Source organism: Shouchella oshimensis (assembly GCF_002019765.1).
Taxonomy (GTDB): domain Bacteria; phylum Bacillota; class Bacilli; order Bacillales; family Bacillaceae_D; genus Shouchella; species Shouchella oshimensis.
Genome location: NZ_KV917380.1, coordinates 2,607,268 through 2,628,776 on the forward strand (window position 1 = coordinate 2,607,268; position 21,509 = coordinate 2,628,776).

Annotated in this window: 26 protein-coding genes, 2 pseudogenes and 1 riboswitch; of the genes and pseudogenes, 15 read left to right on the plus strand and 13 right to left on the minus strand. The window is 36.6% G+C overall.

Annotation, left to right across the window (positions count from 1 at the left end; genetic code table 11):
* Positions 1-4: 4 nt before the first annotated feature.
* From BK583_RS13100 to mnhG, 3 genes are read left to right on the plus strand one after another with little or no spacing between them, the layout of a single operon-like run.
* Complete coding sequence (locus BK583_RS13100; protein WP_055736058.1) at positions 5-484, plus strand: Na+/H+ antiporter subunit E; 480 nt, start codon at positions 5-7, stop codon at positions 482-484.
* Positions 484-759 carry a Na(+)/H(+) antiporter subunit F1 gene (locus tag BK583_RS13105; protein ID WP_035398743.1) on the plus strand — a complete coding sequence of 92 codons (276 nt, stop codon included), beginning with the start codon at positions 484-486 and terminating at the stop codon, positions 757-759. The genes BK583_RS13100 and BK583_RS13105 overlap by 1 nt, the downstream gene beginning before the upstream one ends.
* Positions 746-1,114: a monovalent cation/H(+) antiporter subunit G gene (mnhG, locus tag BK583_RS13110; protein WP_038478789.1), complete on the plus strand. Its 369-nt coding sequence runs from the start codon at positions 746-748 to the stop codon at positions 1,112-1,114. Before BK583_RS13105 ends, mnhG begins: the two co-directional genes overlap by 14 nt.
* Before the next feature lie 19 nt (positions 1,115-1,133).
* Here the strand turns inward: mnhG and BK583_RS13115 are convergent, their stop codons facing one another.
* On the minus strand, positions 1,134-1,931 hold the full coding sequence (locus tag BK583_RS13115; protein ID WP_055736059.1) for a phosphatidylserine decarboxylase: 798 nt from the start codon (positions 1,929-1,931) through the stop codon (positions 1,134-1,136).
* 93 nt (positions 1,932-2,024) lie between these two features.
* On the opposite strand from BK583_RS13115, the gene pssA reads away from it, so the two are divergent.
* The 3 genes from pssA (at position 2,025) to thiD (ending at position 4,066) form a co-directional block, all read left to right on the plus strand.
* Positions 2,025-2,570 (plus strand): CDP-diacylglycerol--serine O-phosphatidyltransferase, encoded by a 546-nt coding sequence (gene pssA, locus BK583_RS13120; RefSeq protein WP_307188673.1) that lies wholly within the window; start codon positions 2,025-2,027, stop codon positions 2,568-2,570.
* 222 nt (positions 2,571-2,792) lie between these two features.
* Entirely contained in the window at positions 2,793-3,068 is a 276-nt protein-coding gene (locus BK583_RS13125) for an HU family DNA-binding protein (protein ID WP_035398747.1), read from the plus strand.
* A gap of 23 nt (positions 3,069-3,091) precedes the next feature.
* A riboswitch (TPP riboswitch) is annotated at positions 3,092-3,191 on the plus strand.
* Positions 3,192-3,253: 62 nt separating this feature from the next.
* On the plus strand, positions 3,254-4,066 hold the full coding sequence (gene thiD / locus BK583_RS13130) for a bifunctional hydroxymethylpyrimidine kinase/phosphomethylpyrimidine kinase (RefSeq protein WP_055736060.1): 813 nt from the start codon (positions 3,254-3,256) through the stop codon (positions 4,064-4,066).
* Between the two features lie 51 nt (positions 4,067-4,117).
* Here thiD and BK583_RS21450 read toward each other — a convergent pair whose 3' ends face one another.
* On the minus strand, positions 4,118-6,049 hold the full coding sequence (locus BK583_RS21450) for a BclA C-terminal domain-containing protein (RefSeq protein WP_078440178.1): 1,932 nt from the start codon (positions 6,047-6,049) through the stop codon (positions 4,118-4,120).
* Positions 6,050-6,408: 359 nt separating this feature from the next.
* Between BK583_RS21450 and BK583_RS13140 the strand changes: the two genes are divergently transcribed.
* The gene (locus BK583_RS13140) at positions 6,409-8,064 is read left to right on the plus strand and encodes a BCCT family transporter (RefSeq protein ID WP_055736061.1); all 1,656 of its coding nucleotides are present in this window, start codon (positions 6,409-6,411) and stop codon (positions 8,062-8,064) included.
* 33 nt (positions 8,065-8,097) lie between these two features.
* Here BK583_RS13140 and BK583_RS13145 read toward each other — a convergent pair whose 3' ends face one another.
* On the minus strand, positions 8,098-8,910 hold the full coding sequence (locus BK583_RS13145; protein WP_055736062.1) for a uroporphyrinogen-III synthase: 813 nt from the start codon (positions 8,908-8,910) through the stop codon (positions 8,098-8,100).
* Positions 8,911-9,076: 166 nt separating this feature from the next.
* Between BK583_RS13145 and BK583_RS13150 the strand changes: the two are divergent.
* Positions 9,077-9,442, plus strand: a pseudogene (locus tag BK583_RS13150) (sigma-70 family RNA polymerase sigma factor); the annotation flags it as partial.
* Between the two features lie 5 nt (positions 9,443-9,447).
* On the opposite strand, the gene BK583_RS13155 reads toward BK583_RS13150, so the two are convergent.
* From BK583_RS13155 to BK583_RS13165, 3 genes are all read right to left on the minus strand, one after another.
* On the minus strand, positions 9,448-10,947 hold the full coding sequence (locus BK583_RS13155) for a recombinase family protein (protein WP_055736063.1): 1,500 nt from the start codon (positions 10,945-10,947) through the stop codon (positions 9,448-9,450).
* 144 nt (positions 10,948-11,091) lie between these two features.
* A complete protein-coding gene (locus BK583_RS13160) occupies positions 11,092-11,292 on the minus strand; it encodes a hypothetical protein (protein WP_055736064.1) in 201 nt (66 codons plus the stop codon).
* Between the two features lie 399 nt (positions 11,293-11,691).
* Positions 11,692-12,639 (minus strand): terpene synthase family protein, encoded by a 948-nt coding sequence (locus BK583_RS13165; protein WP_055736065.1) that lies wholly within the window; start codon positions 12,637-12,639, stop codon positions 11,692-11,694.
* Positions 12,640-13,180: 541 nt separating this feature from the next.
* On the opposite strand from BK583_RS13165, the gene BK583_RS13170 reads away from it, so the two are divergent.
* Together BK583_RS13170 and BK583_RS21305 are read left to right on the plus strand one after the other, a co-directional pair.
* Entirely contained in the window at positions 13,181-13,549 is a 369-nt protein-coding gene (locus BK583_RS13170) for a YhjD family protein (RefSeq protein WP_055737747.1), read from the plus strand.
* Positions 13,542-13,673 (plus strand): hypothetical protein, encoded by a 132-nt coding sequence (locus tag BK583_RS21305; RefSeq protein ID WP_269083187.1) that lies wholly within the window; start codon positions 13,542-13,544, stop codon positions 13,671-13,673. The genes BK583_RS13170 and BK583_RS21305 overlap by 8 nt, the downstream gene beginning before the upstream one ends.
* 377 nt (positions 13,674-14,050) lie before the next feature.
* Here BK583_RS21305 and BK583_RS13175 read toward each other — a convergent pair whose 3' ends face one another.
* From BK583_RS13175 to BK583_RS21215, 4 genes and pseudogenes are all read right to left on the minus strand, one after another.
* Positions 14,051-14,695, minus strand: coding sequence for a stage II sporulation protein M (locus BK583_RS13175; RefSeq protein WP_055737748.1), 645 nt, complete (start codon positions 14,693-14,695; stop codon positions 14,051-14,053).
* A gap of 2 nt (positions 14,696-14,697) precedes the next feature.
* Entirely contained in the window at positions 14,698-15,096 is a 399-nt protein-coding gene (locus BK583_RS13180; RefSeq protein ID WP_055737749.1) for a hypothetical protein, read from the minus strand.
* Position 15,097: 1 nt separating this feature from the next.
* Positions 15,098-15,310 carry a helix-turn-helix transcriptional regulator gene (locus BK583_RS13185; RefSeq protein ID WP_055737750.1) on the minus strand — a complete coding sequence of 71 codons (213 nt, stop codon included), beginning with the start codon at positions 15,308-15,310 and terminating at the stop codon, positions 15,098-15,100.
* 164 nt (positions 15,311-15,474) lie between these two features.
* Positions 15,475-15,549: pseudogene (locus BK583_RS21215) on the minus strand (recombinase family protein); the annotation flags it as partial.
* A 184-nt stretch (positions 15,550-15,733) separates the two neighbouring features.
* Here BK583_RS21215 and BK583_RS13190 point away from each other — a divergent pair.
* The gene (locus BK583_RS13190; RefSeq protein WP_055737751.1) at positions 15,734-15,952 is read left to right on the plus strand and encodes a hypothetical protein; all 219 of its coding nucleotides are present in this window, start codon (positions 15,734-15,736) and stop codon (positions 15,950-15,952) included.
* Positions 15,953-16,022: 70 nt separating this feature from the next.
* On the opposite strand, the gene BK583_RS13195 is transcribed toward BK583_RS13190, so the two are convergent.
* Together BK583_RS13195 and BK583_RS13200 are read right to left on the minus strand one after the other, a co-directional pair.
* Positions 16,023-16,424, minus strand: a complete 402-nt coding sequence (locus tag BK583_RS13195; protein ID WP_055737752.1) for an ArsI/CadI family heavy metal resistance metalloenzyme — start codon at positions 16,422-16,424, stop codon at positions 16,023-16,025.
* Positions 16,425-16,479: 55 nt separating this feature from the next.
* On the minus strand, positions 16,480-16,794 hold the full coding sequence (locus BK583_RS13200; protein WP_055737753.1) for an ArsR/SmtB family transcription factor: 315 nt from the start codon (positions 16,792-16,794) through the stop codon (positions 16,480-16,482).
* A gap of 253 nt (positions 16,795-17,047) precedes the next feature.
* Here BK583_RS13200 and BK583_RS20750 point away from each other — a divergent pair, with 253 nt between their 5' ends.
* Complete coding sequence (locus tag BK583_RS20750; protein WP_169789541.1) at positions 17,048-17,191, plus strand: hypothetical protein; 144 nt, start codon at positions 17,048-17,050, stop codon at positions 17,189-17,191.
* Positions 17,192-17,435: 244 nt separating this feature from the next.
* The gene (locus tag BK583_RS20755; protein WP_169789542.1) at positions 17,436-17,603 is read left to right on the plus strand and encodes a hypothetical protein; all 168 of its coding nucleotides are present in this window, start codon (positions 17,436-17,438) and stop codon (positions 17,601-17,603) included.
* Positions 17,604-17,710: 107 nt separating this feature from the next.
* On the opposite strand, the gene BK583_RS13210 is transcribed toward BK583_RS20755, so the two are convergent.
* Positions 17,711-18,616: a hypothetical protein gene (locus tag BK583_RS13210; protein WP_055737755.1), complete on the minus strand. Its 906-nt coding sequence runs from the start codon at positions 18,614-18,616 to the stop codon at positions 17,711-17,713.
* Between the two features lie 674 nt (positions 18,617-19,290).
* Between BK583_RS13210 and BK583_RS13215 the strand changes: the two genes are divergently transcribed.
* Both BK583_RS13215 and BK583_RS13220 read left to right on the plus strand, forming a co-directional pair.
* Positions 19,291-21,177 (plus strand): DEAD/DEAH box helicase, encoded by a 1,887-nt coding sequence (locus tag BK583_RS13215; RefSeq protein ID WP_245804419.1) that lies wholly within the window; start codon positions 19,291-19,293, stop codon positions 21,175-21,177.
* Entirely contained in the window at positions 21,174-21,488 is a 315-nt protein-coding gene (locus BK583_RS13220; protein ID WP_055736416.1) for a hypothetical protein, read from the plus strand. The genes BK583_RS13215 and BK583_RS13220 overlap by 4 nt, the downstream gene beginning before the upstream one ends.
* The last annotated feature ends 21 nt before the right edge of the window (positions 21,489-21,509 follow it).

Consider the following 21,509-nt stretch of genomic DNA (forward strand, 5'->3'; position numbering starts at 1 on the left):
CATTATGGCTTTTCAATTATTAATTAACATCGTTCTTGCCATTGTTTGGATGCTGTTTCAGAATAGCTTCACCCTTGTTGATTTCGTGGTCGGCTTTACGATTGGATTTTTCGTTGTCTTAGTACTGATCAGGTTTAAAGGCTATGAATTTTACTTTTCCCGTGTGTGGTCTCTCATAAAGCTCATTCTCGTTTTTATAAAGGAGCTTGCTATAGCAAATGTAGTCGTATTGAAGACCGCTTTAAGTCCTAAAATGGACGTAGCACCGGGTATTGTGGCGGTCCCAACCCGACTCGAAACAGAAACAGAAAAAACAATGTTCGCAGTGATGATGACATTAACACCAGGGACATTATCCATTGAATTCTCACTTGATTCAAATGTGATATTCGTACACGCATTAGATGCTAGAAACCGAGATGAGATTATTAATACAGTGCAAAACACGTTTGAACGAGGCATTTTGGAGGTGACACGGAGATAATGTTCGACACAATTCTAACTTGGCTTTTGCTTATAAAGTGTGTTGGCGCTTTACTATGCATCATCCGTGTATTGATCGGCCCTACACATTCTGACCGAATTGCTGCACTTGATACGTTGGGACTAATGTTAATTGGCTTTGTTGGTATTCTCATGATTCTTCAAGATACGATGGCTTATACTGAAGTTATTCTCGTAGTGGCGATTTTAGCCTTTATTGGCTCTGTAGCACTTGCAAAATATTTAGAGAGGGGGAATCTATTTGACCGCGATTGAATGGATGATTGTTGTCTTTTTATCTGTCGGAACCCTTTTTAGTATAGCTGCCGGTATCGGTTTAGTTCGCTTTCCAGATGTGTATTCTCGACTTCATGCAACAGGAAAAAATGCGACGGCAAGCGTTATTTTGATTATGACAGCAACCTTTATATACTTTCTTTATGAACATCAGCTTTTTATAGGAAAGATCCTCCTTACCATTTTGTTTGTCTTTTTAACAACTCCTGTTGCCGCATTATTGATTTCGAGATCAGCCTATCGAATTGGTATACCTATGTCGAAGGATTCTGTTCGAGACGAAATGAAGCCTTATTACGATAATGAAAAGTCATCACCAGCAAAGAATGAATAAAAATAACCCCCTTGGTATGTCACTTGATGTCCAAAGGGGGTTTTTCTATGTGCAATAGACCAATTCTCTCGCCCACTTTTACTTTATTGCTACTTAGTTCTAAAGTGAATGTGTCCTTTTTAAACAACAAAATAACAGTAGAACCGAACGAAAAATAACCAACTTCCTCCCCTTTTGTCCATTGGGGATCTAATTTAGTTCGAACAATTGTATTGATGTTCATCGCACCAACCTCAATCATAGCAGTTGTTACGTTTTCAGCTTGTAAATAATTTACTGTTCGATAATTGTGAGATAGTGGTTTTACACCGTATTTTAAGCCCGTTTCATTTACTGGATAGGAACGATCTCCTAAGCTTACAGTCTCTGTACAAACGCAATTAAAAGGACTATGAATTCGATGATAATCCCGTGGGCTTAAGTATAAGATGACGTACATACCACCATTATAGTCAGAAGCTTTTTCCTTTGATTGCAGCATCTCTCCAATCTTATACGTCTGACCCTTCACAACAAAGCTTGTCTCTTCGTTAATGGTACCTGTTTCTTCACAACGACCATCCACTGGCGACACAACACTTTTATCCGATTGATCAATTGGACGTTTAGCCATTTTTATTTGCCGGGTAAAAAAAGAATGCAGACTCTTATGCTCCGCATATGGTCGCACAGCTTCTTCAACATTAATCTTATAAGTCTTAATAAAAAGCGGAATAAAGGGTTTACTTAACCTTGACATCGTAAACCGTTTGATTAGTGCAGAACTCCATTTATGATTGGTTAATTCAACGCTCACCTGAAAAATTTTCCTTTTCATCTCATCACCTTTAATACATTATTTCCTCATTGCTAATCATTTTATGGTATACTTTGGTATTATAGCACGTAAATAAACTCGAAAAGAGGTGAAATGTACGTGTTTTTATTAAATCAACTCGTCTCTACCCGTAAGAAAATTAAAGGGCAACTCGCTAACGCGTTAACGCTTATTAATTTAGGACTTGGGATTACTGCAATTATGTTTATTTTACAAGGAAGTATTTGGTATGGCTTCTTATTTATAGCTCTCGCTGCTTTATTTGATCGATTTGATGGCATGGTCGCTAGAAAATTGAAAATTGAATCTGAATTAGGGAAGCAATTAGACTCTTTAAGTGACCTTGTCTCATTTGGTGTCGCTCCTGCTCTTCTTGTTCAACAGGCTACTTTAATGCCCCTAAGCTTTGTCGGTGGACTTGCTGTTGTTCTATTTATTTTATGTGGCGCATTGCGCTTAGCCCGCTTTAATATTACTGACTCGCCGAATGAATTTATTGGTTTACCAATCACAGCAGCTGGATGTATAGTAGCTTTTTCAACATTGTTTACGGAACAGTTGCCAGCTACGTTTTACGTTATATTCATGATATGTCTTTCTGGATTAATGATTAGTAACATTCGTGTAAGGAAAGTATAACAACCGCTTCTGCGTAATTTTACTGAAATTGATTCATAAGTCTACTTTTCTATCTTATAACCTTAAAATTACTGCTTTTAACTTGACAGTAGCAGGATTCATGAGTAAATTAAGGGCAGGCAGTAACGTCTGCCCGCTTATAAAGCGGATATAAAGCATACATATTATTCTAGCGTAACAGAATAATAGGTTATTCTATGTAAAGAAAAGGAGTTTTTACAGATGAACAAAACAGATCTGATTAATGCAGTTTCCGAACAAGCAGAAATCTCTAAAAAGGATGCATCAAAAGCAGTAGACGCTGTATTTGAAGGCATCACAGATTCATTAGTAAACGGAGGCAAAGTGCAACTTGTTGGCTTTGGTAGCTTTGAAGTGAGAGAGCGTTCTGCAAGAAAAGGACGTAACCCACAAACTGGAGAAGAAATTGAAATTCCAGCAACTAAAAACCCTGCGTTTAAGCCAGGTAAACAACTTAAAGACGCAGTTAACTCATAAGAACGATTTAACTGTCCAATACTAAATTCCACTAGGGGTGCTTGAATGCTGAGAAAAGGGAAACCTTTAACTCTTCAACCTGATCTAGTTAACACTAGCGTAGGGAAGTGGATAAGCAATGCACAATTGCTCAAAACGGCCGCCTCATTGCGGTCGTTTTTTTATTTGAAAGGAGGAGGTTAAAAATGACTCCGATAAAACATGCCTTAACGATTGCTGGAACAGACCCTACTGGTGGCGCAGGTATACAGGCGGATTTAAAGACGTTTCAGGAACTACATGTTTATGGAATGTCTGTCCTCACATCAATCGTAGCGCAAAATACAATGGGTGTGAAAGATATACACCATCTTCCAATTGACTTTATTGAACTACAGTTACAATCGGTTATTGAAGATATTTATCCACATGCAATAAAGACCGGCATGATTGCACAAAAAGAGATGATGGCTCTTTTAGCAACGAAACTCGGTTCGCTTCAAAATGTTCCATACATTTGTGACCCCGTCATGATGGCTAAAAATGGCGACCCTCTATTAGAAAAAGACGTACGCTCGTTTTTACGTGACACGCTAGTGCCTTTAGCAACCATTGTCACACCAAATATAGCGGAAGCTGAAGATCTTATAGACATGAAGATTGATACACTAGAGGATATGAAAAAAGCTGCTGAGCGTATCATACACGAATTAGGTGCTAAGTACGTAGTTATTAAAGGTGGCAGCTTAAATGGAGAAGCAACGGATGTATTTTACGGCAAAAGTCAAGAATTCCATATTTTAGATGCACCAAGAACTGACACAAAACATACTCACGGGACAGGCTGTACATTCTCTGCAGCGATTACGTCTGAACTGGCAAAAGGCGTACCTATTTTCGAAGCAGTAAAGAAAGCCAAACAATTTACAGCTGCAGCTATAGCTCATTCTTTAAACATTGGCCATGGATACGGACCGACAAATCACTGGGCCTATCGTTTAAACGCCTCTTCTAATTAGAACGAATGAAATGATATGTAAAGCCTACCTTATTTGGTAGGCTTTCGTTAGTTAGGCAATGCGAATGATACTTAGTGCAGCTCCCTGACCTGCAACAAGAACGGCAGCTCCTAATAAACCAAACAACTCTATCTCAACTACATCACCAGCCGCTAAAGTAGTAATAACATTACCTGAAATGTTCGTAACAGTAACACCAGGAGATACTTCAGAAGAATCTAAAGGTACACCGTTCACTGTAAGACGCAACCCTAATAATAATGCAGCAGTTAGATTAACGTTGTACGAGATGCTGTAGGTCCCGGCAGTAGCAACCGCAAATCCATCATCCTCTGCTGTTAAACCTGAAACAATTTGGTTATCGGGAACTGGAACTGTTGTACCACCTAATACTACGGCAATGGTCGTTCCACCGTTGGTACCAAATGCATAAGTCGTTGTCAGCCCTTCACCTGTTGGACCAGCTGGCCCAGTAGGACCTGTTACACCAATACTTGGCAGAATTAATTCAAAGTCTGCTGATGTGCCTGGTGTGCCTGTTGGGGCATCCACTAACACCTGATAAATCGATCCGTCAAACGACACTAACTCTCCTGCTGTTAACGCTGGAGCCGTTGCTGGATCAAATACTGTCACTCCATCTAAACCAACACCGGTTGGACCAATTGGACCGGTTGGACCCGTTACCCCGTCTAGTCCCGTTGCACCAGTTGGGCCTGTAATTCCATCTAATCCTGTTGCACCAGTTGGACCCGTCAATCCATCTAATCCTGTTGCACCAGTTGGACCCGTCAATCCATCTAATCCTGTTGCACCAGTTGGACCCGTCAATCCATCTAGCCCTGTTGCCCCGGTTGGACCTGTAATTCCATCTAGCCCTGTTGCTCCGGTTGGGCCGGTTATGCCAATACCCGGAAGCACTAACTCAAAGTCTGCTGATGTGCCTGGTGTACCTGTTGGGGCATCTACTAACACTAAATAAATTGATCCGTCAAACGATACTAACTCTCCTGCTGTTAACGCCGGAGCCGTTGCTGGATCAAATACCGTTACTCCATCTAATCCAAGACCCGTTGGGCCTGTCGGGCCAGTTGGTCCCGTTGCTCCATCTAATCCTGTTGGTCCTGTTGCTCCATCTAATCCTGTCGGTCCCGTTGCTCCATCTAATCCTGTCGGTCCCGTTGCTCCATCTAATCCTGTTGGTCCCGTTGCTCCATCTAATCCTGTTGGTCCTGTTGCTCCATCTAATCCTGTTGGTCCCGTTGCTCCATCTAATCCTGTTGGTCCTGTTGCTCCATCTAATCCCGTCGGTCCCGTTGCTCCATCTAATCCCGTCGGTCCCGTTGCTCCATCTAATCCTGTTGGTCCCGTTGCTCCATCTAATCCTGTTGGACCTGTTGCTCCATCTAATCCCGTCGGTCCCGTTGCTCCATCTAATCCCGTCGGTCCCGTTGCTCCATCTAATCCCGTCGGTCCCGTTGCTCCATCTAATCCTGTTGGACCTGTTGCTCCATCTAATCCCGTCGGTCCCGTTGCTCCATCTAATCCCGTCGGTCCCGTTGCTCCATCTAATCCCGTCGGTCCCGTTGCTCCATCTAATCCTGTTGGGCCGGTTGGACCGGCTGGACCAGTTATTCCCGTTATTCCAGTCCCACCATCGCCAATCACAAGTTCATATTCAGGAGAGGTTCCAGGATCCCCAACTGGTGCATCAACTAAAACTCGGTAAACACTTCCATTGAAAGAGACAAAATCTCCAGCAACTAAACTAGGACGAATACCTTCACTGAATGGAATGATACTGTCTAGCCCTAGTCCAGTTGGTCCTGTTGGCCCCGTTGGTCCTGTTATACCAGTTCCACCACCTGCTGGTCCTGTCGGTCCCGTTGGTCCTGTTGGTCCTGCGACTCCATCTAGGAAGCCTCCACCGTTTCTAGGAGTTCTCGAAAAACGTTGAACGTTATTACAATTAAAAAAATCCATTTTTTAGCTCCTCCTACTTTTATTGCTGCTAGAAAAACAGCTATATAATTCTATGTCTAAACGAACCATAGTGTTTGTGTAGAAACCATGGTTCTAGAAAATAGGTGTCACCTATTTTCTATCAATCGTATGAAAATTGACCGTTCATTCGGTTTTTTTAATTTCTAATAAGTCTTTGAAAAAATTCTTGTTGCGTTCTACTTAGTTGAATCGATTTCAAAAATCGTACAATAATAAGGGATAGATAACCATAATCACCAATCGTTTATTCTGAACGTACTAAAATTAGACATTGTAGCTATAGATCTTTATAATCTGCTTATGCCCATTAATACATATTTACGTTAGGAGAACTTTCATTGAAAAAACAGACCGCCGGTAAACTGACAAACGTATTTTATTGGACACTAGGCATTTTAATTGTTTTTGTGGCAATTGGCATCCTCTTTCCTAGCCAGCTTGAAGCAGTCACTGCGACTGTACGTCAATTTATAGCTACTTTCTTTGGCTGGTACTACTTAATTGTTGTCACTATATTCTTGTTGGTTTGCCTATTTTTTATTGTTAGCCCGTTTGGAAGGCTTCGCCTCGGAAAAGAAGAAGATCGTCCAGAGTACAGCTACTTAACGTGGTTCGCCTTTTTATTTAGTGCCGGACTCGGTGTTGGCTTACTGTTTTTCGGAGCCGCTGAACCTATAGCTCACTATGCCATTGATGCTCCTACCGCAGATGAAGCTACTGGTCAAGCAGCCCTAGAGTCGCTTAAATACGTTTTCTTACACTGGGGTTTTCATGGTTGGGCAATATATGCCATTGTCGCTATTTGCCTCGCTTACTTTAATTTTCGCAAGGATATGCCTGGCTTAATTAGTGCCACTCTTTCACCACTTATTGATCCAAGAGGCTTCTGGGGACAGACAATTGATGTCATTGCTATTGTAGCGACACTATCAGGTATTGCGACTACACTCGGTTTTGGTGCAGCACAAATGAATGGCGGAATATCTTTTTTAACAAATATACCGAATAGCTTTGGCCTACAGCTTGCGATTATTGTCATCGTTACTATTTTATTTTTAATTTCTGCCAGTACAGGAATTGATAAAGGCATTCGCGTGTTAAGCCGCATGAATATGGTTTTGGTCATGCTTATGTTATTATTTTTTATGATCTTTGGTGCATCGTTATATTCTTTAAACCTTTTTACAAATACACTGGGTCAATACATTCAGTCTTTACCTGAATTAAGTTTTACCATTGCGCCGAATAGTTCTGAACATCGTGAATGGATTAATGCGTGGACGTTATTTTACTGGGCTTGGTGGATGGCTTGGTCTCCTTATGTCGGAACATTTATTGCCCGTGTTTCAAGAGGTAGAACACTAAGAGAGTTTGTGATTGGCGTGTTGCTTGTACCATCTCTACTTGGCTTTGTTTGGTTTTCTTTCTTAGGTGGCACAGCGATATCCTTTGAATCTCAAGGGTTAACCACGATCTCCAATTTGGCTGATGAAGAGGCCTTGTTCGGTGTATTAGGTGCCATGCCATTTAGTACGGTTACATCGTATATTACCATTTTCTTAATTGCCGTTTTCTTTATAACATCCGCTGATTCGGCTACTCATGTGCTAGGAAGCCAATCAACGAATGGATCATTAAATCCCCCTACAAAAATAAAAATTCTATGGGGCGTTCTCATGTCAGCCACTGCTGCTGTACTTCTCTATAGTGGTGGGTTGCAAGGGTTACAAAATACGATGATTGTCGTTGCATTTCCCTTTTCAATCATTATGCTATTAATGGTTATTTCTCTATTTAAAGCATTACGACATGAACACTTGAAGAAAGAAGTTAAAGAACGACGCTTGCTAAGAGAAATTGCAGAGCTTCGTCAATTCAAAACTAAGACGGAACGGGCAGAAAGAAAACGATTAAAGCAAGAAGAACAAAAACAGAAAAAAATAGATAAATCAAAGAAAAAGAAGGTCACTAAAAAGCCCAAAGAAGAAGAATAAAAAATCCGTCGTCTATAACAGACAACGGATTTTTTATCTAGTAGAAGCTATGTATTTTCCTAAATGGATAATCATTGCCCCCATTCGTTCTTTAGCAGGATACACGACTTTCGTTACTCCAGATTCATATAAAGCCTCTGCTGTTACCTTTCCGACCGCCGTCGCAATGACATCCTCATCAAAACTAGCTATGACTTCTTCTACAAGCCCTCGATCCTCAGCACAGGAAAAAAGCGCTTTTACTTGTAATGCAGATGTAAAACAAACCGCTTGATACTTTTTATTAATCACTAACTCATGTAACAATTTGTCCGCTACACTCTCTTCTGGAGGGAGATGGTGGTAAGGTAGCCACGTTGTTAATGTCGCTTGTTTATCCGAAAAAAAATGATCTATTTCTGGTGATGGAATTCCATAAAGTTGGACAACAACATTCTTTTTTTGAAACGAAAAAACACTTAATTTAGTAAGTAAATCTTTAGTTGTACCATCCTCTGATGTCACTTCATAGGACACACCTTCTTTCTTTAATGCAGCAATTGCTTTGTAGCCTCGAACTGCAATTCTTGCGTTATTTAATTTTTGAACAAACGCTTTTTTTACTCCCATCTCCTCAGCGTGACGCATAAAGGTATGGATGCCAATTCCAGTAGTAAAAACAAACCAGTCAACATCGTCATTTAAGCCATTGCGAATCATCGCTCTTACAATTGTTTTGTCCTCAATCACTGTGCCTTGCATGGAACGCACGCTACTTGTTCCACCTTGCTTTCTAATTAATTCTTGCATCTCATCTGTTTTCCGTGACGCCGTTAACGCGAGATGATAATTCGTTAGTAATGTCATCTTTTTCTCCACCTTCTACTGAACTCACTCCAACAACTATTTGTTTTAACCTATCAGACTTGCAATGGTTTCGCAATGATAAGCGTTACATAGAATTATCGTGTATTTTTTTTGTACAGACACGTACATGCTTACGATTGCATAGGTATATGGTGGAGGTGAACAAATGTCAGGATTACTCGCAGCCGTTTCATACTTAATGAGGGAAGTTATTGTGTTTGTTTCCTATGTTAAAAATAATGCTTTCCCACAACCTTTAAGCAAAGAGGATGAAAAAAAGTACTTACAACTTGCCGCTCAAGGTGATCAAGAAGCGCGAAACTTATTAATTGAGCATAACTTACGTCTCGTCGCTCATATTGTCAAAAAGTTTGAAAACACACGTGAAGACGCAGAGGATTTGATTTCAATTGGCACAATCGGCTTAATTAAAGCCATTGAAAGCTATTCAGATGGTAAAGGAACAAAATTAGCCACCTATGCAGCTCGATGTATTGAGAATGAGATTCTAATGTCATTACTATTACATAAAGACCTTTAAAGAAGTTGAATGGAAACTTCCCCGTCTTTCGATAAGATAATTTCTCTCACTAACATACGCAAAATTTCTTTTTTATCTTCCTCAGAAATAGTATCTTCTTTCAACCATCGCTTTCTAACCTCATCTAACATTAAAAACGAACTGGACACTTCCTTTTGATTATTCACTTTACCTTCAAGCTCAATAAGTTGATTCTTTAACCGTTCCTCTTTACTTTTTAACTCAACAATAGAGTCTCTAATTTCTTCTGTATCCATATCTTCAAGCGCAAACAACTGCAGCAGTTTCTTTCTTCCGCTTTTCGCTTTATCGATTTGCTCTTTTAAATCATCAATTTGGTCAATTTCAAATTTAGAGAACGTGTCACCACTTTCTGGTTTGTAATCTTCCAACCTCTCAGGATTATTTAAGAGTTCTTCTATCTTATCCCATATGGTTGTTTCTAACTTATCTGCCCTTACGTGATGCTTACAACCTTCATTTTTTGCTCCTGAGCTATTTTTTACATCTGTATAATACCTGAGTTTCGTACCCCAATTGTTTCTGTATATGCCTGTCATTGTATTCCCACAATCGGCACACCTTACAATCCCACTTAGGAGATACGTCCTTGCACTAGTGCTCTTTGACCACCGCCTACGGGCTTGTTTAAGCAGTTCTTGAGCATAATCAAATTGTTCTTGATCGATTATTTGAGGTATTGCTGTTTCGATCCATTCGGACTGATCTCTAATGGTCATTCTTATTTTGTTATCGGCTTTATATTTATTGGCAAGCATACCTTCAGTATTAAACTTATTTTGATAGTACGTGCCAGTGTACATTTCATTTAATAGTATCTGCCTTACCACTTGTCTATGCCAAACACCTACACCTTTTTTTGTAGGTATTTCTTTGGCCGTGAGGAATTTTGCTATTCCATTCATCCCTTGGATATCTTTAGTTGGTTTTGTAAACATGTCAAAGATAAACCTTATGATATTTGCCTCTTTTTCATTTACGACATACATGCCGTTCTCTTTATCATAATCGTATCCATAAGCATGACTATTCTTTATCACTTTTCCTTCAATGGCCTTACGCTTTCGACCACTCGTCATACGTTCATTTATTTTAGCTTTCTCAAACTCTGAAATCGCCCCCCTTAAGCTATAAAAAAGTTGCCCTTCTGGAGTGGAGGCAAATTCACCATTTACATATATCATTTCTACATCTTTTTTTCGAAACTCATCATCTATAATTAAAGCATTCATTAATTTCCTAGAGAGTCGATCAGGGTCATAACAAACGACTTTCGTTATGAGACCTTCCCTAACATCTTTTCTTAGTCTTTCTAAATCTGGTCTTTCCAAAAATTCACCGGAAAATCCCTCATCAACGTATTGAATTACATCATTCGTTCCTGCTTTGTCCTTGCACATCTGTATCTGATTGCGGACACTGTACCCTTTCTTCCCTTGCTCTTCCGTCGATACCCTCACGTATATCGCTATCACGCTCTAGTTCCTCCTTATATCGCTTTATAAGGTAATCATAGCAAAGATGTATGTTCTTGTCCGTATACTTACCAGTAACTACCTTGACTCGCACTGTCATCACTCCTCATTTGAGCGTATGACAGTTACGATTGTCCGAATTACTTATTTAACTAATACGGGATTTACTCCCATTAAATTGTATTTATGTAGAAAAGCTAGCGATTTCACCTTTCTCCACACCAAAAATTCCGACTCGTTCATTTTTGGGGTTAATTCCGAATCAATAATAGAGCCGTTTTTCTTCACGCAAACCATACCTTCTTTATCTTTATCCGACCAAAATGCAATCACCTCAAACTTCATGCTGACACCCCTTTAAACAATGATAAAGCAAACATACATTTATATAGGAAGAAACTCACTTTCCCATCTATATGTCTGTAGGGCGATATCTCCTCTTTTAAAGGCATTTTAATGGGTAGACATCCCTTTAATAATTATATTAACACGGAACATATGTTCTTAATAGTGCTAAACTCGCTTTCAAAAAATTGAATTTAAAGTAGAATATCTTAAGAATGCTAGTTTCTTCTCTTTAAAAAAAAGCGCCGAATGTGGACGCTTCTTTTTTATGCCAATGCGCCACCTATAAGCATCATAAGGGCAATGGGATATGGTAAGTACACTGGCGACTCTTTTTATATGGCGCTTGTTGTCTGGAAAGTCACTAATGAATTGAATTTTTAGATAATACAATCTACTTCAATTTATCTTTTCTTTTACATTTGAAGTTTTATATCTCGAAGATTCTTCACTCCAACCTAAAAATCCTGTTATACAATTTCTTAGTCCGAAAGTAAAATGTTTTAGTTCATGTTGGAACTCGTTGTTAGTATCCAATAATTCTTGCTCGAATCGTGTATAGTTAACAATTTCTTCATTATGCATCTGATACACTTTATCGATTGCCTGATTTAATGTCAAATTATTTTCCACTTGTATTCTTAATACTAGATTATGAGCATCTCCATCTTCCAGTTCTTTATTTAGAGAAACAAGGTCATTTGCCCAGTTTACAATTTTATTAGCGGATTCAACTGTATTATAGAATTTTTCGTCTCTAATTTTGTTAGGTACATAGTTTTGATTTGATTTTTCTGCCAAATCAAACATCAAATTATTCACAGTGAATTGACGCTCAATTCTATATTCTTGTAATGAAGGAGAAGAATTGTTCTCACGGTAGCCAACTTCCCAAATCATTGTATAAAAGCACTTAGTCGCATCAAAGATAAATCTTTCTCTCCAAGTAGCAATAGTTACTTTTTTTAACCTTCTCCACCAATCTGACCATGCGCTTAGTAAGGTATCATTACTGTTAGTATACCCCCTTTGAAAGATTGATAGAAGCTCTTCAATGTAAAGTTTAAACTCCATCTCGTTTTTCACTTTGTCGCTATAATCATCTAGCATACTGAATAATAAACTAAAATCAGAAGTCAATACAATATCTTCTAAATCACCAGTTGGATGTACTCGTGCTGCTAAATAACCCACTTTTTGCTTATCATAATTCTTTAATCTAAGAGGATCTAAAATTTTTTGGCTAACTGACCAGTTATATGTAATTAAATTTGCCTCTTTTGCATGTTTGCTAATTGCACCTGGAAAGGGATACTTAATTTCTGGTATTACTACAGCGCGCTTCATTCAACCATCTCCTATAAAATATAGTTTATAAACTAAATTAATAGTTTTTTTATATCTATTAAAAGCGTATCATAAGCGATTTTTAATTGATATACATGCTAGGTTGGGAAAGAAAACTTGCATCAACTCTAGTTTTTTAACAGTATGTTGATACATCAATACTTCTTTTAGTTAACAAGTAATCTATTTTCCCTGATTTTAAACCTATTTCCCAAGTAGGAAATTCATTAATCTTATATAAAAATGATTATAAAAAAAACAAAGTTAAAATACCTTGATTCCATGAAATCCTTTAATAAGCGTTTTTGAGACACATTGACTAGTTGAACCCCAACTTTTTATATTAATTTAATCTCCTACTTATAACCTATATCTTTAATCGGTGAATCCTAATAGTAATTATTTTAATAAGACATAACGACTATAATGATGATCAAGTTTCTCGATTAAATCTAACTTAGAACCTTAATTGGTTCTTTTTTCTTGTTGTACACGAACGTTCATTCGCATATAATAAAGCAACTAAGAAAGGATGATTGAAATGGAACTACCAGAAACTTCTTTTGACGGTTGGGATTCACTTACAGTCGATGAACGGCCAGAGGTAAGTATTCGATCATACATTATTAATCGACTAACGAGAGAGTACCTACACAACATATATGACCGCTCACCTGATTTACACCAGCAGATACTTAAACTAATTGCAGATGACCAATTTGCTAAGCGGCACTACTTTAAACAAGAAAACATAAAAGTCGAAGATCAACCAAGCCAAGTAGATAATCTGTATTTAAATTGGCAGTACTGGTGTAAAGGACGCACAGGCATGGTAGGTGGAACGAGATCAACGCTAAAAAAAGACATAAAAAGAAATTTGTTATTTTACATGGGCAAACTAGGTGAGTAAATGTCCTTTTGAAGAAGCATTGGAGCAGCGTTTAGAGGATCTAGATGAGGATCGACTGTGGGAAGAAATTTTAGCGGGTATAAGCGATGAGGATAAGCGCTTGAGTGTTACTAAGTCGTTGTAGCTTATGTGACGGAAATGACAAATGTCGTTGCGTATGGAGACCGAGTGTTGTAGGTCTCTTTTTTGTTGCTTAGTGAAGGCAAAACCATAGTTGTAGAGTGCGTAATTAACAACTTGATTGTAGTTACCATAGTGACTACTGGCGTTAGGATACCGATCAATAATGGCATCGTGAATGGACCATAGATAAGCAAATGCTTCAAATTCTCTTCTCATAGATAACCTCCTAAATGATCATTCTCCCCTCTGGGGTACCGTTAGGAAAATGCGGATTGACAACGCTAAGGAATTTCCATTATTAAAAAGCCCATATTCTCTGCAAATTAAAATAGAGAATTTGGACTTTCCATTATGTTATGAAATATTTTTGACGATTTATTATAAAAAGATTTCCGATAATCGAGAAGTAATAAACCCTTCTATAAAAGCTGCCATGAACAATAATGGAATTACAGCGAATATGTAACTTCTTAAAGATTGCTTTAATAATTTCCATATTGGTTCAGAATCTTTCCTTTTACGAAAAAATACTTTCGTCAATATATTTTTATTTATAAAGTTTCCTATTACTACACAATAAACAAGTGCTGTAAGCTCAAAGATGGCATGGGGTAAAAAACTATAAATAAATGCGTTTATCACATTTTGTCCCATTGCAGATAGTCCGCCAAACACCACACCAATAACACTAAATTGTAAAAATGTAAAAAAGGAGGATAATCGATAAAAAGGTATTAGTCCTAATAATATTGTAATTGTACCTACTTTAAGATTGTTCCAAAAAATGAGAAGAACGGTTTGTATATTTGATAGTTCACTTATTTCTTTGCCAGACATTTCAGCCATATTGTTAGCTATACTTTCAGCAATCACTTCTGTTTGTTTTATGAAAAAATCGGCCATAGAAAAAGACAATAAGAAACAAACGATAGTAATAATAATTGAAAGTACAAATGTCCATAGGAAACTTTTTTGGTAATCTTCTTTGTAACTCTCAAACTCTCTCAAATAGACTTTTTTCATTTTTAATCCTCGGTTTCTTCCTGATTATTTAAATAGTCTCGAATTATCCATCTTAAAATCAAGCTAATTAAGATCAAGAAACCAATAAACTTCGGATATGCGATTGAAATTATAGAGTTTTGAATTAGCAACGTGCCAATAAGTAAAACGAGAATGGTAAACCAAAAAGTAAGATTTCCTGCAAATAAGGCATTACCCCGTGTACGTTGGTCATGCTGAAGATTCACCTTAGTCCAATTACCTTTTCTATTAATATCTAGACCAAATATTATCAATTGAATTGTTGCTAAAATAGCAATGATTAATGTTAATTTAGAATACGAAATGAAGAAATAACTAATAAACAAAAACAGTGGAATACACATACGCAAAATAAAATTTGTTCGATACGATACATTCATTTTATTCTTCTCCTTCAATCCAAAATAATTTTTCAAGCTGACATTCTAAAACAGTTGCTAATTTAATAGCAGTACCAATAGATGGTTCGTAACGCTGTTTTTCAATCGCTATAATCGTTTGTCTTGTAACAGAGATACTTTCAGCTAATTGGTCCTGTGTTAAGCCCTTTTCTTTCCTAAATTCTTTAACTGAATTTCGTACCCCATGCTTCATGAATTACATCCTTTCTAAAATGTAACGTATACATTACATACTAATGATATGATTTTCTAAATGTAATGTCAACATTACATTTTAAACTATTTAAATTTCGATAATTGTTTTACTAGCTCGAAATAATCCATCCTATTAGTGAACTAAAAAGTTAGCCTCTATAAAAACTTCTTTAACCGATCTTTAAATTTCCCTTCTTTCTTAGCCAACTCAATCCCTTCACGCTGCCGCACACGGATCTAATAAAACGAATACAAACGAGGAATGGAATTAGGAAAGCTACTTGATGAGCGAAGACAACAACTAAATGAACAAAAATAAAAGCCGCCTAATTGGTGGCTTTATCTTTAAAGAGTTTGGTGAATCAATCTAAGGGGTATTAAATGGCTAATTAAATATGGTTATTCATAAGGAGTGTCTAAAGTGACAGTCATAAAAATCATGAGTACTTTTTCTTTTGCTTTGTTTTTAGGTGCACTTACCACTGGAATACGAATGGGTTTAGGGGCTTCTATTGTAAATGCGGGTGATAGATGGGGCTTTGTAATCGTGGAATTTGTTTTGCTGTCACTTGTTTCATCAGTAGTGTTTTACTTAGTTTTTAATCTAATAAAGAAACTCTTATTAAAGACCTCTCATTAAAATGATTGATAAGAAAAGAGACTACCCTTAACGGTAGTCTCTAATTAGCAGTATGTTTATTTAAGTTACATTAGCTTACACAGCAAACTGTACTGTCCTCTGTGTTTAGATCTTGTTTTGTATAGAAGTACTCCCATTCATTCCCATCAGGATCAGTTACCCAAAACTTGTCTTGAATGGCATAACAACAATTTGTATTCATTTCTTCTCTTGCGAAAAAACCTTCTTTTTCTAATCGTTCCTTATGCATTAACACTTCCTCTTTTGAATTAACTTGAACACCTAAATGATTAATAATATTGCCTTGTACTTCATCTACTTGCGTTAACGTCAGGTTAAGATTAGGTTCCGTGGTCAAAAACTTCACGTAACCATCTTTTTCTTTAGCAGGGGTGATACTGAGAAACCTTCGATAAAACTCCTTGCTTTCTTCTAAGTTTTTTACATTTAAACCAATGTGTACATTCATCATCTTCACGCTCTCTTTCATCAACTTTTTTTGATTAATTATATATAAATTAAAACCGCTACTTAGACGGTTTTAAAATACAACATAGTTGCTCTGAGAGGATAGAATCCACATGTTCACTATTAATGCGGTAATAGCTCCATGTGCCTCTTGTTTCTTTCAGTAAAATTTTTGCGTCGGTCATTATTTTTAAGTGGTACGATAGTTTAGATTGAGGCATGCTTAATTCCTCTGTTAAATCACAAACGCACATCTCTCCTTGAACACTTAATAAATTTAATAAATGTAACCTTTTCGTATCAGCTAAAGCTTTGAATTGTTTTTCGTATGTCGTTAGTTGATCTGGCGTTAACCTACTTGTGATTGCATTCATAAAAGTCACCTTCCTTAAATCAACTTTTATTGATTAATAAAAAGATAACACACTTAAACAGTTAAATCAATTATTTTTGATTAATTAATTTTTCTTGTGATCTTTGGATAAATCATCCACGCACATCCTTTGTATTAGGATGTTTATATGATAAAAATTAATTCAAAAAAATCACAGAAAAACATTTTTAATGTCTGAAAAGTCTTGACTCATTATACTATCGATAGTATAATATAAGTAAGGAGGTGAGGTAGTGGATGTAGAAAAGGTCATTATTCTTCTCGGAGTTGTCGCAACGGCTTTCAAAGCTGTAACAAGCGGATTGAAAGACCTAGACGAGATCAAGAAGGATAAGAAAAAGCGACGCACTCCCGCAAAGAAGAAACGTCGCCAGTGATAACCAGAGGGGTTAGTGCCCCTCTACTATCAAAGTATATCACATCCACTAATTTCTATGCTGAAAAGACTCGGTTACTTTAATATCTTCATGCTAATACTGCTCGGTTTTTTGATTTACCCGTGGGTTAATTTTGATAATCCTGACGCTTACGATATTGCGATAATGGTCTTCTTTGCAATAATTGTTGTAATACACATTGTTAGGATGATTTTATTCTTTAAGTATCCAAGGAGGGATCGAGATGAGTAAACAGACAGAGGCTAATAAGAAATGGCAAGAGCAGAATCGAGAGCGCGCCCGTTACTTGCGGAACCGCTCCACTGCTCGCAACTTTGTAAAGAAACAAGCGACTGAGGAAGATATAGTCGAACTACAAAACCTGCTCAATGACCGCAAAAAAGAATTGTGAATCGAAGGGATTAGATGTATAAATTTACTAAGAGCCTATTTAAATAGGCTCTTAGACATAAACATAATTCAACTAAATTGTGCTTCCAACTAACTCTTATAGACAGCTTAGTAGTCCATTTGTGCATGAGTAGTCATCTCACTAAAATTGCTACTTTCTTCTAAAGAAAAACTGAGCCCTGGACCGCCAAAAGATAGATCTACAGAATAATTAAGGTTTACTTCAACATCAGCATGAGCATAATTTCCATAGGCATTAACTAAGGTTGGAGTGACGTCTGAATTAGTTGTTATTTCGTAATATTGATAACCTGAAACCTCTAATGCATTAGCACCACCCGGATCGTTAAATAAATTCATTTTTAATGCATAACCTTGAGATTGGTGAATCCAATTAGAGCTGCTTGAATTATATTCTTGGTTTTGTGTAAGTAACTCGCCCGTGTTGTTGTTATAACCTGTATACAATTGTTGACCATAACCTGAACCGCTTACTGGTGAGAATGTACTGTCAATACTAGTTGAGAGAACATCCATACTTCTAGTGACTGGCATTTGATCCCACTCAAATTCACTCCTCAAACGAGTATCATCTGTGAATGTCTGAATGCTTGTAGTAAGAGTTCTATAAGCTGTAGATGTGGTGTCGGTATTAAACGATTCAGGGGCATTTAATCGCTCGTAATACTCATCGGCTGTTAATTCTTTTTGGGATGGTGAATTATGAAAGTCTTGTCTTGTTGCAAGGTTGTCACCTACTGTGTCATATGTCATCTCAATATACTTTGTAGAAGAGGTTTCAGAGACCAATTCTTTATCCTTGTTATCATCAAATAACTCTTGAGACATATTTTGTATTTGTAACTCAGAAAATCCTATCTCTTTCAAATTATTAAACTCTTCTTCAGATATTAAAACACCTTCGTTATTTTCAAACTCAGAAGCTTGAACAGTACCACTGTAAAGTAAAAACGACACAGCTATTAATGGTGTTACAGAAAAAAGTTTCTTCATAATTGTAATTCCTCCCAGTTTTTTATTATAATTTGTTAATCAGACCTTTGGAGGTGCTTAAAATTAACATTATAGTTTTCATTATTTCAACGTTAGTTTTCTTGCTTTTACTTTATATAGTCATTGAAAAAGCAGTGCAAAGAGGAATTGATGCCTCAAATCTTAGTGATAAAATCAACGAATATGTAAATGAAAAACAAGAAAATAAGAAAAAATAAAAAACTATATAGTCCCTAGCTACCCTTCACATAATCTATTAAACTACTTTTTTGGAATAAATTATAATTTATTCTAAAATTATGTGATTAAGTTGACACAAAACTATATTTATTTTTTCTAAGATTTAAGGGCCTACTTGATAGGCTCTTTTTCTTTATAAAATAAATCTTTCAAGTTAAGTTTAATTGTTTATGTACTTGCTCAATTAAATATAATTCCCCTAATTACATATGAGTTTCCCTGCCGCCCCAAGCAGGTTCATGTAATTAACCCTATGACTTTATCGTAAGTAAAGCCCCTTTGAGACCTCGCTGAGAAGCGGGGTTTTTGATTTGCCCTAATTACCCATTCAATTTATTAAGAGAAAAAAGTTATTGTCTGTTTTTGTCGAATTAATACAACTATTGGCATATGTCTTATACAATTGTTTTGATGAAAATTTTATGGGGGTAACAATGATGGATACAAACAATTACTTTATCACTAGTAACGCTAATATTTTGGACAATGAGGAACAGCTAAGAAGTATTCAACTAAAAGCATATACTGACTTATGCGAACATTTTCTAATTAACCAGTCAAAAGAACACGCCGTTGCAGTTCTTCCAACTGGATCAGGTAAGACAGGTTTAATGGCAATTGCTCCTTTTGGTGTATCGAAAGGAAGGGTTTTGATAATTACTCCTCAATTGGTAATAAAAGATCATGTGTTAGAATCATTAGACCCTTCATCACCAGATAATTTCTGGTTAAAGAGAGGAGTTTTCAATGATGCGAGGTCCCTCCCTGTAGTTACCGAATACGATAAAGAAACCAACGAAGAAGAATTAATAAACAGCAACATTGTTATATTAAACATACACAAAGTAAGTCAAGGAAAAAACTCATTAATTAACAAAGTCGATAGTGATTTCTTCGATATGATTATTATTGATGAAGCTCATCATTCCCCAGCAAAAAGTTGGACCGATGCTTTAAACTACTTTTCCGATGCTAAAGTACTCAAAGTCACTGGAACTCCTTTCCGATCTGACAGAAAAGAAATAGAAGGAAAAATGGTTGTAAATGTACGTCTGGGTTACGCTATGAGAGAAGGTATTGTTAAAACATTAAAAAATTTTGTTCTTAAACCAGAAACAGTTTATCTTACAATTGATGGTGACGAATCAAAAACATACACCATTAAAGAACTAAGAGAGGAAGGAATTAAGGATGAGGACTTTATTAGAAGAAGTGTAGCTTTATCTAATGGTTGCAATAAACAAATAGTTGACTCAAGCATTTCAGAATTAAAGAAGCGAACGTTTAACAGTGAGATTCCTCACAAAATTATAGCTGTTTGTTGCAGTATTTTTCACTCTGGAAAGGTTGAACAACTTTATAATGATGCAGGTATGCGAACAGTAGTAATTCATAGTAAACTCTCCAAAAAGGACAAACAAGAAGCGTTAAGAAAAGTTGAATCTCATCAAGCTGATGTAGTCATACATGTAGCCATGCTTGGCGAGGGCTACGATCATCCTTTTCTTTCAGTAGCCGCTATTTTTAGACCATACAAAAGTCTTGCTCCCTACTCTCAATTTATCGGTAGAATACTTCGTAAAGTTGAAAACCCTGTTAGACCTATTGATGACATTGGATCTGTTGTCGCTCATAGAGATCTTGGTCTTGATAGTCTTTGGAGTGAATACCAAAAAGAGCATGAGTACTCTTCTATAATTGATAAAGTAAAAGAAAACGATCGAGAAGAAGAGAGATTACTTAGAAAAATCAAGACACAACCTAAAGATAATCAAATTGGTGAAGTTTTAACAGAAGGAACTTTATTGACGGATGAAGAATTTTATGAACAGACCCTTGCAGCCAAAGATTATGAAAATTACCTTGAAGATATAAGGATTAAGGCTGAACAGCTCAAGGCGATTTTCCCTCATAAATCTGACGCTTCCTTAAAAGAGATGGCAGAGCAAGAATATAGTCCTGTTGCTTTTAATCCACTATTGAAAAATCCGAAAAAATATAGAGAGACATTAAGAAAACAATTTTCTGATGATGTTCAATTTAATATACCAGCAGAACTATTGGTTGAATTTCAACTAAATAAAGAGGATAATTGCTTAAAAGACCTCAAAGTTAATAAGCGTTTTAAAGCAACTATCAATAAACCGAAACTTGACAACGCAGGCATTATATCAGTTTATTTAAATGATGTTTTGTATGCCAAATTTGGTTCAAGAGGCCAATGGAAGCTATCTGATTATATGCACGCCCAAGAAGAACTTGGAAGAATAGTTAAGCACTTGAAATTTTTGATAGAAAATCTTAAGGAGGAATATAAATGATTGAAACTTTGCGTAAAATTTTGTGGGAAACAACTTACCTGAATCCTGTTACACCTAACGAGTTATTCTCGCTTAAGAATGATGAGGGTTATCTTGATGTTCTAAAAAAAACAACAATGCGTGGTTTTGAAATTGTTGTTAATTTTTACGACGACGATGATTTTGTGACAACTTATTATACTTTTGATGAAGATGAGAAGGTTCAACTTATTCAAATGGATGAATTTGGAGAAATAACTGTAATTTTCGATAGGCAACAACAAATAAAACATGTCTTGAGGAAAATTAATGAGTGTAAAGTTAGCTCATAATTAGCCTCTTTAATTTAGATA

Excerpts from the sequence above, each read along its gene's own strand:
- BK583_RS13100 (WP_055736058.1), top strand. The coding sequence starts at position 5 with ATGGCTTTTCAATTATTAATTAACATCGTTCTTGCCATTGTTTGGATG.
- BK583_RS13105 (WP_035398743.1), top strand. The coding sequence starts at position 484 with ATGTTCGACACAATTCTAACTTGGCTTTTGCTTATAAAGTGTGTTGGC.
- BK583_RS13115 (WP_055736059.1), bottom strand. The coding sequence starts at position 1,931 with ATGAAAAGGAAAATTTTTCAGGTGAGCGTTGAATTAACCAATCATAAA.
- pssA (WP_307188673.1), top strand. The coding sequence starts at position 2,025 with ATGTACGTGTTTTTATTAAATCAACTCGTCTCTACCCGTAAGAAAATT.
- BK583_RS13125 (WP_035398747.1), top strand. The coding sequence starts at position 2,793 with ATGAACAAAACAGATCTGATTAATGCAGTTTCCGAACAAGCAGAAATC.
- thiD (WP_055736060.1), top strand. The coding sequence starts at position 3,254 with ATGACTCCGATAAAACATGCCTTAACGATTGCTGGAACAGACCCTACT.
- BK583_RS21450 (WP_078440178.1), bottom strand. The coding sequence starts at position 6,049 with ATGGATTTTTTTAATTGTAATAACGTTCAACGTTTTTCGAGAACTCCT.
- BK583_RS13145 (WP_055736062.1), bottom strand. The coding sequence starts at position 8,910 with ATGACATTACTAACGAATTATCATCTCGCGTTAACGGCGTCACGGAAA.
- BK583_RS13160 (WP_055736064.1), bottom strand. The coding sequence starts at position 11,292 with ATGAAGTTTGAGGTGATTGCATTTTGGTCGGATAAAGATAAAGAAGGT.
- BK583_RS13165 (WP_055736065.1), bottom strand. The coding sequence starts at position 12,639 with ATGAAGCGCGCTGTAGTAATACCAGAAATTAAGTATCCCTTTCCAGGT.
- BK583_RS13170 (WP_055737747.1), top strand. The coding sequence starts at position 13,181 with ATGGAACTACCAGAAACTTCTTTTGACGGTTGGGATTCACTTACAGTC.
- BK583_RS13175 (WP_055737748.1), bottom strand. The coding sequence starts at position 14,695 with ATGAAAAAAGTCTATTTGAGAGAGTTTGAGAGTTACAAAGAAGATTAC.
- BK583_RS13180 (WP_055737749.1), bottom strand. The coding sequence starts at position 15,096 with ATGAATGTATCGTATCGAACAAATTTTATTTTGCGTATGTGTATTCCA.
- BK583_RS13185 (WP_055737750.1), bottom strand. The coding sequence starts at position 15,310 with ATGAAGCATGGGGTACGAAATTCAGTTAAAGAATTTAGGAAAGAAAAG.
- BK583_RS13195 (WP_055737752.1), bottom strand. The coding sequence starts at position 16,424 with ATGATGAATGTACACATTGGTTTAAATGTAAAAAACTTAGAAGAAAGC.
- BK583_RS13200 (WP_055737753.1), bottom strand. The coding sequence starts at position 16,794 with ATGAATGCAATCACAAGTAGGTTAACGCCAGATCAACTAACGACATAC.
- BK583_RS20755 (WP_169789542.1), top strand. The coding sequence starts at position 17,436 with ATGAGTAAACAGACAGAGGCTAATAAGAAATGGCAAGAGCAGAATCGA.
- BK583_RS13210 (WP_055737755.1), bottom strand. The coding sequence starts at position 18,616 with ATGAAGAAACTTTTTTCTGTAACACCATTAATAGCTGTGTCGTTTTTA.
- BK583_RS13215 (WP_245804419.1), top strand. The coding sequence starts at position 19,291 with ATGATGGATACAAACAATTACTTTATCACTAGTAACGCTAATATTTTG.
- BK583_RS13220 (WP_055736416.1), top strand. The coding sequence starts at position 21,174 with ATGATTGAAACTTTGCGTAAAATTTTGTGGGAAACAACTTACCTGAAT.